At 43.7% G+C, this 15,026-nt stretch carries 10 protein-coding genes; 9 read left to right on the top strand and 1 reads right to left on the bottom strand.

All coding sequences use genetic code 11. The annotated features are described in order from the left end of the window. Positions 1 to 121: 121 nt before the first annotated feature. On the top strand, positions 122 to 604 hold the full coding sequence (locus tag L1D55_RS00545; protein WP_004736861.1) for a MarR family winged helix-turn-helix transcriptional regulator: 483 nt from the start codon (positions 122 to 124) through the stop codon (positions 602 to 604). A gap of 246 nt (positions 605 to 850) precedes the next feature. Here the strand turns inward: L1D55_RS00545 and L1D55_RS00540 are convergent, their stop codons facing one another. Next, a complete protein-coding gene (locus tag L1D55_RS00540; RefSeq protein ID WP_239915976.1) occupies positions 851 to 1,312 on the bottom strand; it encodes a TetR family transcriptional regulator in 462 nt (153 codons plus the stop codon). 637 nt (positions 1,313 to 1,949) lie between these two features. Here L1D55_RS00540 and L1D55_RS00535 point away from each other — a divergent pair. The 8 genes from L1D55_RS00535 (at position 1,950) to L1D55_RS00500 (ending at position 14,987) form a co-directional block, all read left to right on the top strand. After that, the gene (locus tag L1D55_RS00535) at positions 1,950 to 2,414 is read left to right on the top strand and encodes a hypothetical protein (RefSeq protein WP_239915975.1); all 465 of its coding nucleotides are present in this window, start codon (positions 1,950 to 1,952) and stop codon (positions 2,412 to 2,414) included. Positions 2,415 to 2,631: 217 nt separating this feature from the next. Continuing rightward, positions 2,632 to 7,569, top strand: coding sequence for a YadA-like family protein (locus L1D55_RS00530; protein WP_239915973.1), 4,938 nt, complete (start codon positions 2,632 to 2,634; stop codon positions 7,567 to 7,569). 321 nt (positions 7,570 to 7,890) lie between these two features. Further along, a complete protein-coding gene (locus tag L1D55_RS00525) occupies positions 7,891 to 9,306 on the top strand; it encodes a coniferyl aldehyde dehydrogenase (protein ID WP_239915969.1) in 1,416 nt (471 codons plus the stop codon). Positions 9,307 to 9,358: 52 nt separating this feature from the next. Further along, entirely contained in the window at positions 9,359 to 9,802 is a 444-nt protein-coding gene (locus L1D55_RS00520) for a hypothetical protein (RefSeq protein ID WP_215402626.1), read from the top strand. Positions 9,803 to 9,978: 176 nt separating this feature from the next. Then, entirely contained in the window at positions 9,979 to 11,172 is a 1,194-nt protein-coding gene (locus L1D55_RS00515) for an iron-containing alcohol dehydrogenase (protein WP_239915967.1), read from the top strand. A gap of 194 nt (positions 11,173 to 11,366) precedes the next feature. Next, positions 11,367 to 11,798 (top strand): tetratricopeptide repeat protein, encoded by a 432-nt coding sequence (locus tag L1D55_RS00510; RefSeq protein WP_239915966.1) that lies wholly within the window; start codon positions 11,367 to 11,369, stop codon positions 11,796 to 11,798. Between the two features lie 76 nt (positions 11,799 to 11,874). Then, positions 11,875 to 13,620, top strand: coding sequence for an arylsulfatase (locus L1D55_RS00505; RefSeq protein WP_239915963.1), 1,746 nt, complete (start codon positions 11,875 to 11,877; stop codon positions 13,618 to 13,620). A 119-nt stretch (positions 13,621 to 13,739) separates the two neighbouring features. Then, entirely contained in the window at positions 13,740 to 14,987 is a 1,248-nt protein-coding gene (locus tag L1D55_RS00500) for an anaerobic sulfatase maturase (protein ID WP_239915962.1), read from the top strand. Positions 14,988 to 15,026 lie beyond the last annotated feature (39 nt).

Below are 15,026 nucleotides of genomic sequence, written 5' to 3'. Positions count from 1 at the left end.
ATGAAGTAATTTATCAATTTACAGTGTAATTCCCGAGCAGCTTTGGCTCTATTAATTGGAGTTTCGAGTCGCTTGAGCACTGTGAAAACATTCACCGTATATTAGTACAAAGGTCTGCATCTTGGACAAACATGACGAAATCCTGGTCGCTATTCGCCAAATTATTCGCGCTATCGATTTACATTCGAAGAAGCTGAGTAAAGAGTATGGTTTGACTGGCCCTCAATTAATCTTAATGAGAGCAATCCAAGAAATGGGTAACGTGACGATCAAAGAACTGTCTAACCACACCAATGTAAGCCAAGCGACCACCACTACGATCATTGATCGTCTAGAGGTGAATGGCTATGTACAACGTATCCGTAGTGTTGCTGACCGTCGTAAAGTACATGCAAACTTAACCGAGAAAGGTCAAGAGCTGCTAAACAACGCTCCACCACCACTGCAAGATAGCTTCGTTAACAAATTTCAAAATCTTGAGCCGTGGGAGCAAAGTTTGCTGCTTTCTTCGATGCAACGTGTGTCATCTATGATGAACGCGGAAGACATTGATGCCGCTCCAGTTCTTCAGCTTGAAGGTATTGCTAATATCGCGAAAAGCTAATTTTTCATTTAAAACAATGAATTAAAGAGATAATGAATGGTCGCCTTGAGCGGCCATTTTTGATCATCAACTTGACGATGACTTTAAAGCTAACTTTTCAACCCTGAATCTAAAACGTAGGTGTGATGGCTGCTTTTCAGTGAATGATCCACAATAGTTGTACTACTGAAGGTCTATGTTCAGCTAAGCCATTACAGCGTTCTATTTAAGTATGTATTGAGAAGAAAAGCCAACATCAACTCCAACCTAGCGGTTTAATAAATAGTAAAATGTCCGTCCAAATACCTCATGTGCGACAGAATCATCACCAAAAGAATTTATGATTTGCTTAGTGAAACGCTCGACACCGAGCTTAGTTGGTTGAGATGACAGAGGCTTAGAGGTCTCAATGTAGAGTAATTCCATGATACGGCGAAATCGAATATCCTCTTCGTTGGAGAGTGCCGCCATCCAAGAATCAACAAATTGCTCTTTTGAAGACCAATCGAGGCTCCCCATCATGATTGGACCGATCTTTCCCTGCCAGGCTAGAGGAAAGTCATCACTAGAAGGGAAGTAACGTTGTATCGCACTCTTAGTCGTGCCAAAGCGTTTAGCAATTTCAGTGTATGTGACAGCATGAAAGCCCTCATTCCAGAAAATATCAAGAATGATGTTGTTGAGTTCTTCTTGTTTTCGAGCTTTCTCATCTGCAGTTATTCTTGCCATTGATTATTACTTTTACTCTGTTGGATCGCTGCACCTAAATTATAGGTGCCTATGTACGCATTATTTGAAGTAAAATACCATGCAAACATGCTTAGTAAAGGTGTAATTCGCCAAAAATAGGTAAATCACCATTTGTGATTGCTTCTCTCTGTGAAATCAACGAAATAACTTGTCACAAGTAACGTCCCGTTTTTCTGTCAGGTTGGTTGTGCTCTCCCATAATAAACGCTTCCGCGAAAAATTAATGACATTGACTTAGTCTAGTTGTTATTATGCGTACTGGTTACGCATATTTTTGGTTTGAAGGCGCGCTATTGCATCTGGTGTGTATTTTTGCGTGAGAGAGTAACTGCCACAATACCAACACCGTAAACCAAACTAGGTTGCTTAATTTACTCTGTTCTTACGGATAAAGAATCAGCTAAATTATAGGTGATTGGATTGGTGAAGTTCGCCTAAATAAAATCAGTGTCTAACAGTTGGCTTATTCAAGTTTATTGGCATCAAGTGATTTAATCAGAACGTGGTCATTACTCGAATCTTCCATGAGGCATAAAGATCTGCGATGCCTGTTACACAATTAAGAGGGCGCTATTTACCTCTCTCACGCTGCTATTTAGAAAAATAAGGATTTACTATGGCTCGAATTACCAAGGCGCAGAGAGAGAAAAATTTTCAATCTTACAATGCGCTTATCTTAGAAATCTTTCTCAATGAAGGGTGGGAGCACGTCACTTATGACAGGCTAAGTAAAGAAACCGGCTTACGCAAAAGCACTCTTCAAGGTTACTACCCTAGTAACGCGAATTTTGACGTCGCTATCAAGGGTAAGGTGTTCCCTATCCTGATTCAACGACTCGACTTTTCAAATAAAGAAACGCTCTTGGCTTCATGGCAGAGAAGTTTACAGCATCATCAATTTCGTATGATTATGCGTATGTTTATCATGCAAGCTTATAAAAAGGGGGGAGAGAGCAGTAGCCGGGTGGTAGGTTTAGGCCAAATACTAGAGCAAAAATTACCGAATGAAGATGCCCTCCATCTCATTCGTGTGTTGTTTGGTTTAACTGTTACGGACCTACTCGGTATTTCAAAACTCTAACTTATTTAGACACACTGCTTAATTTCTAAATTTAGTGTCGAATTAATAATCTACTGATTTATTTCATTTTTATCAAAAAGTTCAAAAAAAGATCAGATTTTGTCATTTTTGGGTATTGAGTACACAATGTTATGCGTATATAGTACGCACATCTTAAGGGTACTTGGTACCCAATAAAGGCACACAAAACTCCTGTTCCAATCTCTTTGAGGTTACAATGAAAAAATCAATCTTAGCAATTGCAGTAGCATCCCTATCTGTTAGCGCGTATAGCCAAACAGTAAATGTAGCTCAACCAACACCTGTAGAAACATTACAAACTCTAAAGAACGCAATGGGTAACGTGTCTAAAAATGACATGCAAGGTTACAAAGCACTGTTCATGATGGCAGATAACCGCGACGATAAGGCTGCTGTTGTTAAGATGATGATCGTAAACGAAACTAGCGATTCAGACATTCTTAAGATTCTTGCTAAAAATGAGGACTTTGTTGCTGCGTACCCAGAGTTTTTCGATGGAGTTGATTACCAAGGCAACCCAACACCAACACAGGAACTTGAAGACCTAGTTAACGGTAAACGTAACGCACAGTGGACTAAGCAAGTTGCTTCTTTCTACAGCGATCTTGAGTCTCGCATCTCTAAACTAGAAGGTGAAGACCTTCAAAAAGCAATCAATCTTCTTGATTCTCTATCAATTCAAGGGCGCGCATCTCTGCTTGAAACACTTCAAAACAACGGTTACTTGGCTGGCGATGACGTGCCGGCACCAACTGAAAAGTACTCAGATGAGTTGATTGAAGAAAAACTTCGCGAGAAGAATACTGAAGTAGGTTTCAACCCGCCTGAGTGGGAATCTCCTAAAGACGGCTCAACAGCTAAGAAAGTAAAAGAACTAATGGGTACCATTGCGCCTTACGATAAGAAGGGCTACAAAGCGATGTACGCTATGGCTGAAACTCGTGAGCAGAAGATGGCAGTTCTAGGTATGATGATCGGTAACGAAACATCATCTGACGACATCATTAAGTTCCTAGGCAAAAACGAAGCGTTCCTGGAGCACTACCCTGATATGTTCGAGGTTAACCCTGAAACTGGTGAGATCGCGAAAGATCGTTTCGGCAACCCCATCCCGACTGAAGATTTCGAGAAAATCGTTAACGATAAACGCAACAACCAATGGAGCAAGCATGTTGGTGGCCTCTACGAAGAAGTGGCGTCTAAAGTCTCAGACCTTGAAGGTGATGAAAAGCAACACGCACTAGACGTCCTTGCTTCTATCACTATCGACGGTAAGAGTTCTCTGCTAGAAAAAATGCAGGGTAATGGTCACCTAAGTGGTGAAGAAGGTACTCCGATTGAAGATTTTGAAGACATCGTTATTGATAAGAAAAAGCAAGAACTTGCAGACAAGCATTTTCCTAATATCGATCCACCAAAATGGAAGTCACCTAAAGACGGCTCAACAGCTAAGAAAGTAAACGAACTAATGGGTACCATTGCGCCTTACGATAAGAAAGGCTACAAAGCGATGTACGCTATGGCTGAAACTCGTGAGCAGAAGATGGCAGTTCTAGGTATGATGATCGGTAACGAAACATCATCTGACGACATCATTAAGTTCCTAGGCAAAAACGAAGCGTTCCTGGAGCACTACCCTGATATGTTCGAGGTTGACCCAGAAACTGGTGAGATCGCGAAAGATCGTTTCGGCAACCCCATCCCGACTGAAGATTTCGAGAAAATCGTTAACGATAAACGCAACAACCAATGGAGCAAGCACGTTGGTGGCTTCTACGAAGAAGTGGCGTCTAAAGTCTCAGAACTAGAAGGTGATGAGAAACAACAAGCACTAGATGTTCTTGCTTCTATCACTATTGATGGTCAGAAATCTCTACTAGAAAAAATGCAGGGTAATGGTCACCTAAGTGGTGAAGAAGGTACTCCGATTGAAGATTTTGAAGACATCGTTGTCGATAAGAAAAAACAGAAACTTGCAGACGAACACTTTCCTAAAACAGATCCAATTGATGGTGAGCGAGTAGTTGATTCTGGTGAAGAGTTAGTTAGCGAAATCGACGAGATCGTCGATAGCTTAGACGAAGATAAGCAAGCAGAAGCAGACGCTGTAATTAAAGAGTACATGACTGCTGAAACTGACAAAGAACGCGCTGACGCAGCACAAAAAATCGTCGACGCAGCAGAAACTAACGAAGAGTTATCTCGTCAACTTGCTCAAATTTCATTCGAAGTTCCAAATGCGGCTGATGGTGAGCCTACAACGATTTCACTACTAGACTACCTATCTGGTGTAGCCAAAGATGGCTCAAAAGGTGGTGAGCATGGTATGGACGATACTGAGTTCGACCAAGCGAAGAAAGCGCAAGAGTACAAAAATGCACTCGAAGACCGCTTCGAAGAAACTGACGCCGTAGTTCGCCAAAACACAATGGCGACTAAAGATAACGCTACTAACATCCAACTAACAACAGATCGTATCGACACTGCGTTTGCTGATATGTCAGCTGCGTTCAACACCGCTAAAGATCTGATTGTTAATGCATTTACAGAGTCCGATGCGAATGACGAGCGTCTAGCAGAGGCAACTAAGCAAGGTGTTAACGCACTAGCAGTTGCTACTAGCGACAAGTTAGATGCTGGTAAAGCCGCACTTACTTCAGAAGCGGCAGATATGAAGACAGAACTAGGCGATTCATTCGCCTACATGAAGTCTCTATCTGAGCAAAATTCTGGTGATATCTATGCACTGAATGAGCGAGTTGATAACGGCACTCAAGAACTGATCCATGCTGCGTCTAACGCTAAACTTGCCCTTCAAGATTCAGTACAACTACTAGACTCTAAGATCGCAGAAATTGACGCTAAGAATACGGATGTAATCGAAGGCCTAAAGGTGGCTAAAGTCGAAGTTCAGAATGAACTTAACAACCTGACTGCTGGCATCCGCCGCCTAGATTCTGAACTTGCTATGAGCAAGACAAATGTAATAGCCAAGTTTGATGCTTCAGAAACAGGGATTCGTCTTGCTTCAGAAAAATTGATCACTGACCTGACAAGTGCAAAAGTTGCAATGACAGAGGTTGTTGGTCAATTAGACACTCAACATGAGGACCTCGTGTCTGGTTTATCAGTGGCGAAAGATGAAGTTACCATTGCATTTGATGAATCAAAGGTAGCTGTTACTAAAGCATTCAAAGACGTAACTAGTGCAACCACTACTGCTCTTATTGACATGGAAGCGCACTACGCGGGTAAAGAAGCTGTATTACATCAAGAAGCAGTTGATATGAAAGTAGATCTTCAGACAACTTTCTCAGACATGCAAAAACAGATGGATGCTCAAGCGAACCTGATTACTGCGTTATCACTTGCATCTGATAAGAACGATGAGCGATTAGCAGAAGCAACTAAGCAAGGCATCAATTCTCTGGCTGTCGCAACTAATGATAAGCTCGACACTAGCAAAGTGGCACTTGCTTCAGAAGCGGCAGATATGAAGACAGAATTAGGCGATAGTTTTGCTTACATGAARTCTCTAACTGAGCAGAACTCAGGTGATATCTACGCGCTAAATGAGAAAGTTGACACAGGTGCAGCGGAGTTAGAAACGCAGCTGAAACTTGCGAAAGGCAACGCGACAGTAGCTTTCAATTCTTACGCAAATATGGCGAAGAGTGAACTATCTGCAGAGTTGACAGATATAAATGCACGCATCGACCACTTGGCAGAGACAGGTAATGGTAATAATGATGCTCTTATTCAAGGGTTGAAAGATACCCGYGCAGTTATGGAAGCCGCTCTACGTGCTGAAGCACAAGATGCTAAGACKGAACTRGGCGATAGTTTTGCTTACATGAAGTCTCTAACTGAGCAGAACTCAGGTGATATCTACGCGCTAAATGAGAAAGTTGACACAGGTGCAGCGGAGTTAGAAACGCAGCTGAAACTTGCGAAAGGCAACGCGACAGTAGCTTTCAATTCTTACGCAAATATGGCGAAGAGTGAACTATCTGCAGAGTTGACAGAYATAAATGCACGCATCGACCACTNAGTGGCACTTGCTTCAGAAGCGGCAGATATGAAGACAGAATTAGGCGATAGTTTTGCTTACATGAAGTCTCTAACTGAGCAGAACTCAGGTGATATCTACGCGCTAAATGAGAAAGTTGACACAGGTGCAGCGGAGTTAGAAACGCAGCTGAAACTTGCGAAAGGCAACGCGACAGTAGCTTTCAATTCTTACGCAAATATGGCGAAGAGTGAACTATCTGCAGAGTTGACAGACATAAATGCACGCATCGACCACTTGGCAGAGACAGGTAATGGTAATAATGATGCTCTTATTCAAGGGTTGAAAGATACCCGCGCAGTTATGGAAGGCGAGCTTCGTGCTAATAATCAAGAGGCGAAAGGTAAAATCCAACATGCAGCTTCTAACATGAACGCAGACCTGACTAAGGTTATCGCTGACCTGCAAGCTCAGATTAATGATCTCAAGAACCAAGGCGAAGTTGGTGTTCCTGAAAATGGTGGCGTAGGCAATGCTGATCTAATTGTTGGTCTAGAAAAAGCAGGTCAAACGCTTCAAGGTAAGATGGAAACTGCCAAAGCGGTAATGCAACATGCGCGTAAGGAGTTTGCAAATGGGAACAACGGTGAGGTCGGTATTAACCCACCTTCAAACGTTGCTCCATCTGTACCGAAGGCGCCAGACATTGTTCTACCACCACAAGATGGTGAGCCAAGTCATCATGAACCTGGTTCAGTAGGTGAAGGCCAAGCAGTTGCTTACATTCAGTCTCAAGCTGATGCATCAACTCACGCCATGGAAGCAAACATCGAAGCACTTGAAGGCCAAATCGCGGGGATTAACTCTCGTATTGATGATGTATATGAAGATCTAGACTCTACTATGGCTACAGCTCAAGCAGTAACAGCAGCTCGTCCATACATTGGTTACGGTCACTCTTCAGCGTTCGGTGTTGGTTTAGGTGGTGCAGGTGATCAATCTGCAATCGCGGTTGGCTACGCTCACAAACTAACTGAGAACTGGACTCTTAACGGTAACGTTTCGGGTACTAAAGGTAACGATGTAAACTTTTCAGCTGGTGTTGGTGCGTCCTATTCTTGGTAATAGTTAAGTAATAAAAATTAAGGGTAATGTGTGCTCTTTAGGGAGTAGTAATACTCCCGACTTCATACAGAAAGAGGTGAACTGTTATGCAGTTCGCCTCTTTTTTTGTACGTAACACCCTAAGTCTTGGTGACTTTCTGATGCTACATTTAGTTGTGCTGTCTGGCTGTTGTCTATTCAAATTACTCGGATTTTGTTCCCTAATTGCAAACAACTTATTTACTTACATCAACTAGCATTAACGATTCTCTGACAAAAAACACCTAGACCGACCGGTTTGTTTTGTGCTATTGTGTGCATCTCCCAACGATGAGGTGACGTATGAAACATGAATTGACGGCAACACAAATGACAGCGACGTTGAAGAAAATGCAGGAAGCTTTTGCAAATGATCCGATGCCAACGGTACCGGTGAGAATTGAACAGTTATTAGCTCTGAAATCTGCACTTATTGATTACACCGACCATTTGTGTGCAGCGGTCAGTGAAGACTACGGTCACCGAAGCAGACAAGACACCTTGATGGCCGACATTCTTCCTTGTCTGGGAAACATCGACCATAGCATTGAGTGTTTGCCTCATTGGTCGACTTCATCGATTCGCCACTCCGGCCCTTTACTTTCAACTTCTCGTGTTGAAGTGGTTTATCAACCAAAAGGTGTGGTGGGAATTATTACTCCGTGGAATTTCCCTATCATGTTGTCTGTAGGGCCGCTGATCTCAGCGTTGGCTGCGGGCAATCGAGTGATGATTAAGATGAGTGAATTTACTCCCGCAACCAATAAAGTAATGAAAGCCTTGTTGGGTGAGGTATTCCACTCTGATGAAGTTTGCCTTGTTGAAGGAGAAGTTGAAGTTGCTGCGGCTTTCTCTGCGCTGCCGTTCGACCACCTTTTGTTTACGGGTTCAACTCAAGTAGGGCGTCAGGTGATGAAGTCTGCGGCTGACGCGTTAACCCCTGTCACGCTTGAATTGGGTGGTAAGTCGCCAGTGATTGTGGCCGAAGACATGCCAGTTGATCTTGCTGTTGAGCGAATCATTTATGGCAAGAGCCTTAATAACGGCCAAGTATGCGTTGCTCCGGATTACGTATTACTTCCCGAAGATAAGCTCGAGGCCTTTATTCTTGAGTACAAAAAACAGTACCAACTGCTGTTTGATGAAGGGATCTATTCCGAGAATTTGACCTCTTTGATTAACCCCCGCCAATGTGACCGTATTGTCGGCCTATTGAATGACGAACAGCAAGCAGGGACACGAATTGTTGCGTGCCATGACGATGCTATGGACTTAGATACTCATCGATTAGTGACGCATTTGATCGTTGAACCCAGCTTGTCTTCTAAAGTGATGAACGAAGAGATTTTTGGCCCGTTACTGCCGTTGATCACTTATCGAAACATTGATGAAGCATTCCAGATCATCAATAGCAAACCAAGACCTTTAGCTCTGTACTTGATGAGCTTTAACTCTAGCCTCCAGTCTCAAGTGAAGCAGCAAGTGCATTCGGGAGGTATGTGTATCAATGACTGTGTCTTTCATTTGGCGGTCGACGATGCGCCGTTTGGTGGCATTGGCGAATCAGGGCAGGGCAATTATCACGGCAAAGAAGGGTTTATCACCTTCTCTCACGCTAAAACAGTATTGGAAACCGGCTTAGATCATCGCGTTAAGCATCTGTTTTCAAAAGAAGACAACGAATTAAAGACGGCTGTGATGAACATGCTAGGCAAGTAAATCGCACCTGACATTCCGCTATTCATTTTAGAAATTGTTTAAGAGGTTACTTATGTTAGAACGTTTTTTTGAGAGAACCATGAAGTCGTATTTGATGATCACAGGATTGTTGACTGCTACTGCTTTTTCGACTTTTTTGGCACCGGACTGGAGTATGCAGACGCTGTTTTCCTACAACGAGACCATGATGGAAAACAAAGAGTATCTGTTAGGTACTTATCAGCACTGGGGTGTCATGGTTGGTTGTATTGGCGTGCTATTGATGTTCTCTGCCAAGTACAAGTCATTACGTACTTCGACCATGATTTACAGCGCGTTTGAGAAGTCGATGTTTGTTGGCATCTTCTTATACAACGTTTGTATTAATGACTATGAGTGGTTCTATGGTTGGAGTGGTGTGTTTGCGCTTGACGCGTTTGTAACCATCTACTCTTTGGTTTATCTCTACTACTACCTCAATCGAGATAAAACCAAGGTGCCCGCTCACTTGCGTTAACCTCGGTTGTTTAACTCATTGAATCAAATATTCCTAAGCCCGCATTTGCGGGTTTTTTTGTATGTGCGAAATGATCTTCAAGGATCTTAATTGACATATCTTTGACATTTACACTCTAGACCGACCGGTCTGTATTGGTTATTGTTTAGTCATCAACTAGAAATGAGGTAACCACCATGACAGCCAATAATTTTAATTTTCAACTGAAAACCATTGTTCACGCTCAGGAGAACGGTATCGAAAATATTCCGTCTCTGTTTGCTCGATTGGGTGCGAAGCGAGTCGTGCTTTTTTCTGATAAGGGCTTGGAATCGTTGGGCTTTGTTGAGCAATTCTCGGCACTGTTTGTTAATCCGGAAGCTAGCCAAGATGCTGCGCAACTCGTCGGCGTATATACCGACATTGCTCCGGATGCGACGTGCGACAACATTAACTCTGCAATTGAGTTTGCGAATAACTTGAATGCAGACGCTATTTTGTCAGTCGGTGGCGGTAGTGTGATTGATGCTTCGAAAGGCGTGAAATACGCACTTCATAAACAGATTGATAATATCCGCACTGTGATTGCCGGCGGTGGCTTTATGGAAGTGTGGCCAAATAACGAAGACATTCGAGTGCCTCACATTGCGGTACCAACAACAGCAGGCACGGGCGCAGAAGCTTCTCCGATTGCTGTTTTTTACAACGAGCATGAAAACATTAAGGCAAGTTTGGTGGCGTCTGGTTTAGAAGCTGACATTGCGATTCTTGATCCAACGGTTACGACTAAATTACCCGCTCACCTTACTCGTTCCACTGCGATGGATGCACTTACACATGCGGTTGAAGCGATTGTTTCGCCAATGAGCAACTCTTTTACCGATGCTTACGGTATCCAAGCGGCAAAATTGATTGTTGAAAACTTACCCGTGGCACTTGAGGAACCTGAAAATCTCACGGCACGCGGCAATCTTCTTCAAGCTAGCACCATGGCGATCTCTGCGTTCTACTCTTCATTGGGCGGTATTCCGATTCATAACTGTGCTCACGCTTTTGGTGCGATTAGTCACATTCCACATGGCGATGCTAACACGGTACTGATGCCGGTTGTGATTGAAGCTCTGCCGGAATTCTATATACCGAATGCGACGAAGTTAGCTCAAGCTTTCTCGGTCGACACGACGGGAACCGATGAGATGGTTTACCAGAGAGTGTTGGATTTTTTAAACAACTTCCAAACCCGCGTCGGTGCGATGAAGCGTTTCAGCAGCTGGGACTTTGATGAGCAAGAGAAGAGCAACATTGCGGAAGCGATTGAAAAAGACATCTGCTTTCAGTTCTACCCAATCTCGAAACAGGCGATTGAAACCATCATTGAGAAAGCGATTTAAGTCTTTGTTTTAATTGACTGAATTTTATGACCATTTAGTTCAGTCCTTGATTCACTCACAACTATTACTCGAGAGCCAATTATGAAAATTGAAAACGTATTGCTGTCTAGCTTGTGCATCATCGCGCCATTCCTGATTTTCACCTAAACCATTCAACAGGGACGTTGTGACTTTTATTCCCGAGGAGGAAATAAATGATCAATAAACGTTTAACTACCGTGATTCTGACCGGTGTTTTGGCTGCTGTGTTTTTTGCCAAAGCAAGCGTTGGAAGCGAAAGCTCTAAGAACCAGGCCACTATGGTTCAATCGCAGCAGCATCAAGATGTCGTGCAACTGTTGGATCAAGCTTACCAAGGGCAATTGGATGCCCAGCTCTCTGTCGCTTATTTATACCTGAGCGGAGAGGGCGTCGAGCAGAACGATGATAAAGCTGCTCAATGGTTCGAGACCGCCGCGAGTAAAGGTAGCCCTGAAGCTCAAACTCAGCTTGGCCTGATGTATTTCTCTGGTAGTGGCGTTGAAGTGAGCCAAGCGGAAGCTGTCACCTGGATTGGTATGGCAGCCGCTCAAGATTATGACCCTGCGCTCGACTTATTACATTGGATGTCCCAAGCCGCGCACTAATTCAAATCCTAGCTCAGGTTAATCACAAAAAGGTTAATCGTAGAAAAAGTTAATCATAGAAATTGGAGAACGTCTTATGCAGACATTCAAGAAATCCGTGCTGTTCACCGCAATGGCAGCAGCAAGCAGTGCAGCCTTTGCCGCCGAATCTGAAAAACCGAATATTGTGGTTATTGTTGGTGATGATGTGGGCTTTGCAGATACCCAGCCTTATGGCTCAGAAGTCGATACACCTAACTTGATGGCGTTGGCTGAAGAGGGGGTGAAATTCACTAACTTTCACGCTTCACCAACCTCATCAGTAACGCGTTCAATGATGCTTACCGGTGCCAATAGTCACGAGGTTGGTTTAGGCACCTTTGATTATGCTGTGTATCCGGGGGCAATTGGCAAGCCCGGCTATGAAGGTTATCTCACCAAAAAGGGCGTAACAGTAGCTACGTTACTTAAAGACAATGGCTATAACACCTACTTATCGGGTAAATGGCACTTAGGTCATGAAGATGGCTTCTTGCCTGATGACCGAGGTTTCTCGGAAAGTTATGGCATTTTAGCTGGCGGATCGAATCACTTTAACCGCGACATGATGTTTCCTGCCAAAAATGCAGCGACAGCCGATGCGCTTCAAAAAGGTGAAATTCCAGGCGTTGAAGTTGAGCCAACATACCGTAATGGTGAAGTCGTCGAAGATAAATATAAAGGTGAATACTCAGATCAGGTTTATACCAGCGAGATCATCAAGATGATCGACAGCAAAAAAGACGACGGCAAGCCTTTCTTTGCCTACGTCCCATTCACCGGAATTCATCTTCCACTGCAAGCACCAGAATCCGCATATCAAGACAAGGTTGATTATTACGTCGAGCATGGTTGGGACTCGGTTCGAGAAGACCGTTTTCAACGTATGAAAGAGATGGGCGTGATTCCTAAAGGTGCGGATATTTCAGGTCGTAATTCATTAAGCCGTCCTTGGGATTCACTCTCTGAGAAAGAGCAAAAATGGTACGGCAAGAAAATGGCTGTGGCGATGGGCATGATGGAAATGCAAGACCAGCAAGTTGGCCAGATTGTCGATTACCTAAAAGAGATCGGGGAATACGACAACACCTACATCATGTATCTGGCAGATAACGGCCCAGAAGCTGCAGATATTACCGGTGAAAACATCAGTGATCTGATTCGAACTTGGACGGCGCATCACTTTGATAACTCAACTGAAAATTTAGGTAAAGCAAACTCTAGTGTGTCACTTGGTCCTGAGTGGGCGAGTGCGTCTACCGGTGGCTTGTCTTGGTATAAAGCCTATACCGCGGAAGGTGGTATCCGAGTTCCGTTCATTGTTAAACCTGCGAAAGCCGTCTTAGAGGGAGAGCAAGCATTAGAGCCGGGCACTCAAACCGATGACTTGTCACAAGTTAAAGACATCGCAGCCACCATTCTTGAAATTGCTGATGTCGAGCATCCAGGAACAGAGTATCAAGGTCGAGAAGTGGCACCTATGAGTGGTGTGAGCTTAGTGCCTTACTTCAAAGGAGAGACACCAAAGGTTCACAGCTCAGATAACTCGATTCCGTTCGAACTGTTTGGCAGCGGAATTTTGCTGAAAGGTGATTATAAGATCATTCGAATCTCTACCGGCATGGGTGGTGATAGCGAGTGGCATCTATACAACACCAAGAAAGATCCTGCCGAACAGCACGACTTAAGAGAGCAATTGCCCGATCTGTTCCATGAGATGGTCGCTGAGTATCAAGAGTACGAAAAAGCACAAAATATTGTGCCCGTTGATGAAGCGTGGAACCCGTTTGAGAACGTGAAATAGAGGAAATGAATCAGTTGGCCAACTTAGCGCGGTAAAGCTGAGTTGGCCGCTAGATACCGTGTAAAGGAACTACTGATTGTTTTAGCAAATACAATAACTTTTACATCGAGGTACTTTTCATGACGGCACTATCATTATCAAATCTAAGCGCTATTCCTCAATTCAACGGTAAAGCACACAGCAAGCTTCAAGCGTTGGCAAAACCGATTGGGGCGGTGTGCAATATCAGTTGCTCCTACTGTTATTACTTGGAAAAGCAACAGCTGCTTGAATACCCGAAGGGCACTCAATATGTGATGGATGAGGAACTGCTAGAGCGGTATATCAAGCAGTACATCGAAGGCCAAAACACTTCAGAAATTATCTTCTCTTGGCATGGTGGTGAGCCTACCTTACTGGGGATTGAGTACTTTAGAAAGGTGGTCGAACTGCAAAACAAGTATTGCCCAAGCTACAGCAAAATTAGTAACGACCTGCAAACTAACGGCACTTTACTCAATGACGAGTGGTGTGATTTTTTCAAGAAGAACCACTTCATTATTGGTGTGAGCATTGATGGCCCCGAGCATTTGCATAATCACTACCGCACCAACCGAGCGGGCAAGGGGACCTTCTCTCAAACCATGCGAGGAATTGATTGTTTAAAGAAGCACAGTGTTGAGTTTGCAACCTTGACCTGTGTGAACGATGTAACGAGCCAACACCCGTTAGAAGTTTATCGTTTTCTGCGTGACGAAGTTGGATCCAAACAGCTTCAGTTCATCCCTGTCGTAGATAAGCGCGAGGCTCACTCTAACAATAAATGGTTGAGTAACCAGCAAGCGATTATTCCGGTTTCGGGAGAGGTCGAATATTGGAGTGTTAGTTCTTTACAGTGGGGAGAGTTTCTTAAAGCCGTTTTTGATGAGTGGTTCGAGTATGATTTTGGTCGAGTACTTATCCCTTACTTTGAAAATTTTGTCGGTGTTTGGATGGGAAGAGGCAGCACCATGTGCACCTTGAGTGAAATCTGTGGCAAAGGGTTAGCGGTTGAACCCAATGGCGATGTGTATTCATGCGACCATTATGTTTACCCAGAATTCAAGTTGGGCAATATCCACGACAAGCCATTATCAACATTGGCGTTTTCACCTGCTCAACAAACCTTTGGATTTGCGAAGCAAAAGTCACTCCCTAAACAGTGCCAAACTTGTGAGTTTAAGTTTGCATGCCATGGTGAGTGCCCTAAGAACAGAATCATTACCAGTCGTGACGGTGAGGCTGGGTTAAATTACCTGTGTGAAGGTTGGCTTAAGTTTTTCAAACATATCGACCCTACACTTAATACCCTTTTGAAAGCTAATGGAATGCTGCCGCGCACAAGGTGATTTATCTGTCGATAAAGTGAAGCAAAGCGTTCGTTGAGT

Origin of the sequence: Vibrio sp. Isolate22, from assembly GCF_022398115.1 — a bacterium.
GTDB lineage: Bacteria > Pseudomonadota > Gammaproteobacteria > Enterobacterales > Vibrionaceae > Vibrio.
Note: the sequence above shows the minus strand (reverse complement) of the source record. Positions and strands in the feature narration are given on the sequence as shown.

Excerpts from the sequence above, each read along its gene's own strand:
- L1D55_RS00540 (WP_239915976.1), bottom strand. The coding sequence starts at position 1,312 with ATGGCAAGAATAACTGCAGATGAGAAAGCTCGAAAACAAGAAGAACTC.
- L1D55_RS00535 (WP_239915975.1), top strand. The coding sequence starts at position 1,950 with ATGGCTCGAATTACCAAGGCGCAGAGAGAGAAAAATTTTCAATCTTAC.
- L1D55_RS00525 (WP_239915969.1), top strand. The coding sequence starts at position 7,891 with ATGAAACATGAATTGACGGCAACACAAATGACAGCGACGTTGAAGAAA.
- L1D55_RS00520 (WP_215402626.1), top strand. The coding sequence starts at position 9,359 with ATGTTAGAACGTTTTTTTGAGAGAACCATGAAGTCGTATTTGATGATC.
- L1D55_RS00515 (WP_239915967.1), top strand. The coding sequence starts at position 9,979 with ATGACAGCCAATAATTTTAATTTTCAACTGAAAACCATTGTTCACGCT.
- L1D55_RS00510 (WP_239915966.1), top strand. The coding sequence starts at position 11,367 with ATGATCAATAAACGTTTAACTACCGTGATTCTGACCGGTGTTTTGGCT.
- L1D55_RS00505 (WP_239915963.1), top strand. The coding sequence starts at position 11,875 with ATGCAGACATTCAAGAAATCCGTGCTGTTCACCGCAATGGCAGCAGCA.
- L1D55_RS00500 (WP_239915962.1), top strand. The coding sequence starts at position 13,740 with ATGACGGCACTATCATTATCAAATCTAAGCGCTATTCCTCAATTCAAC.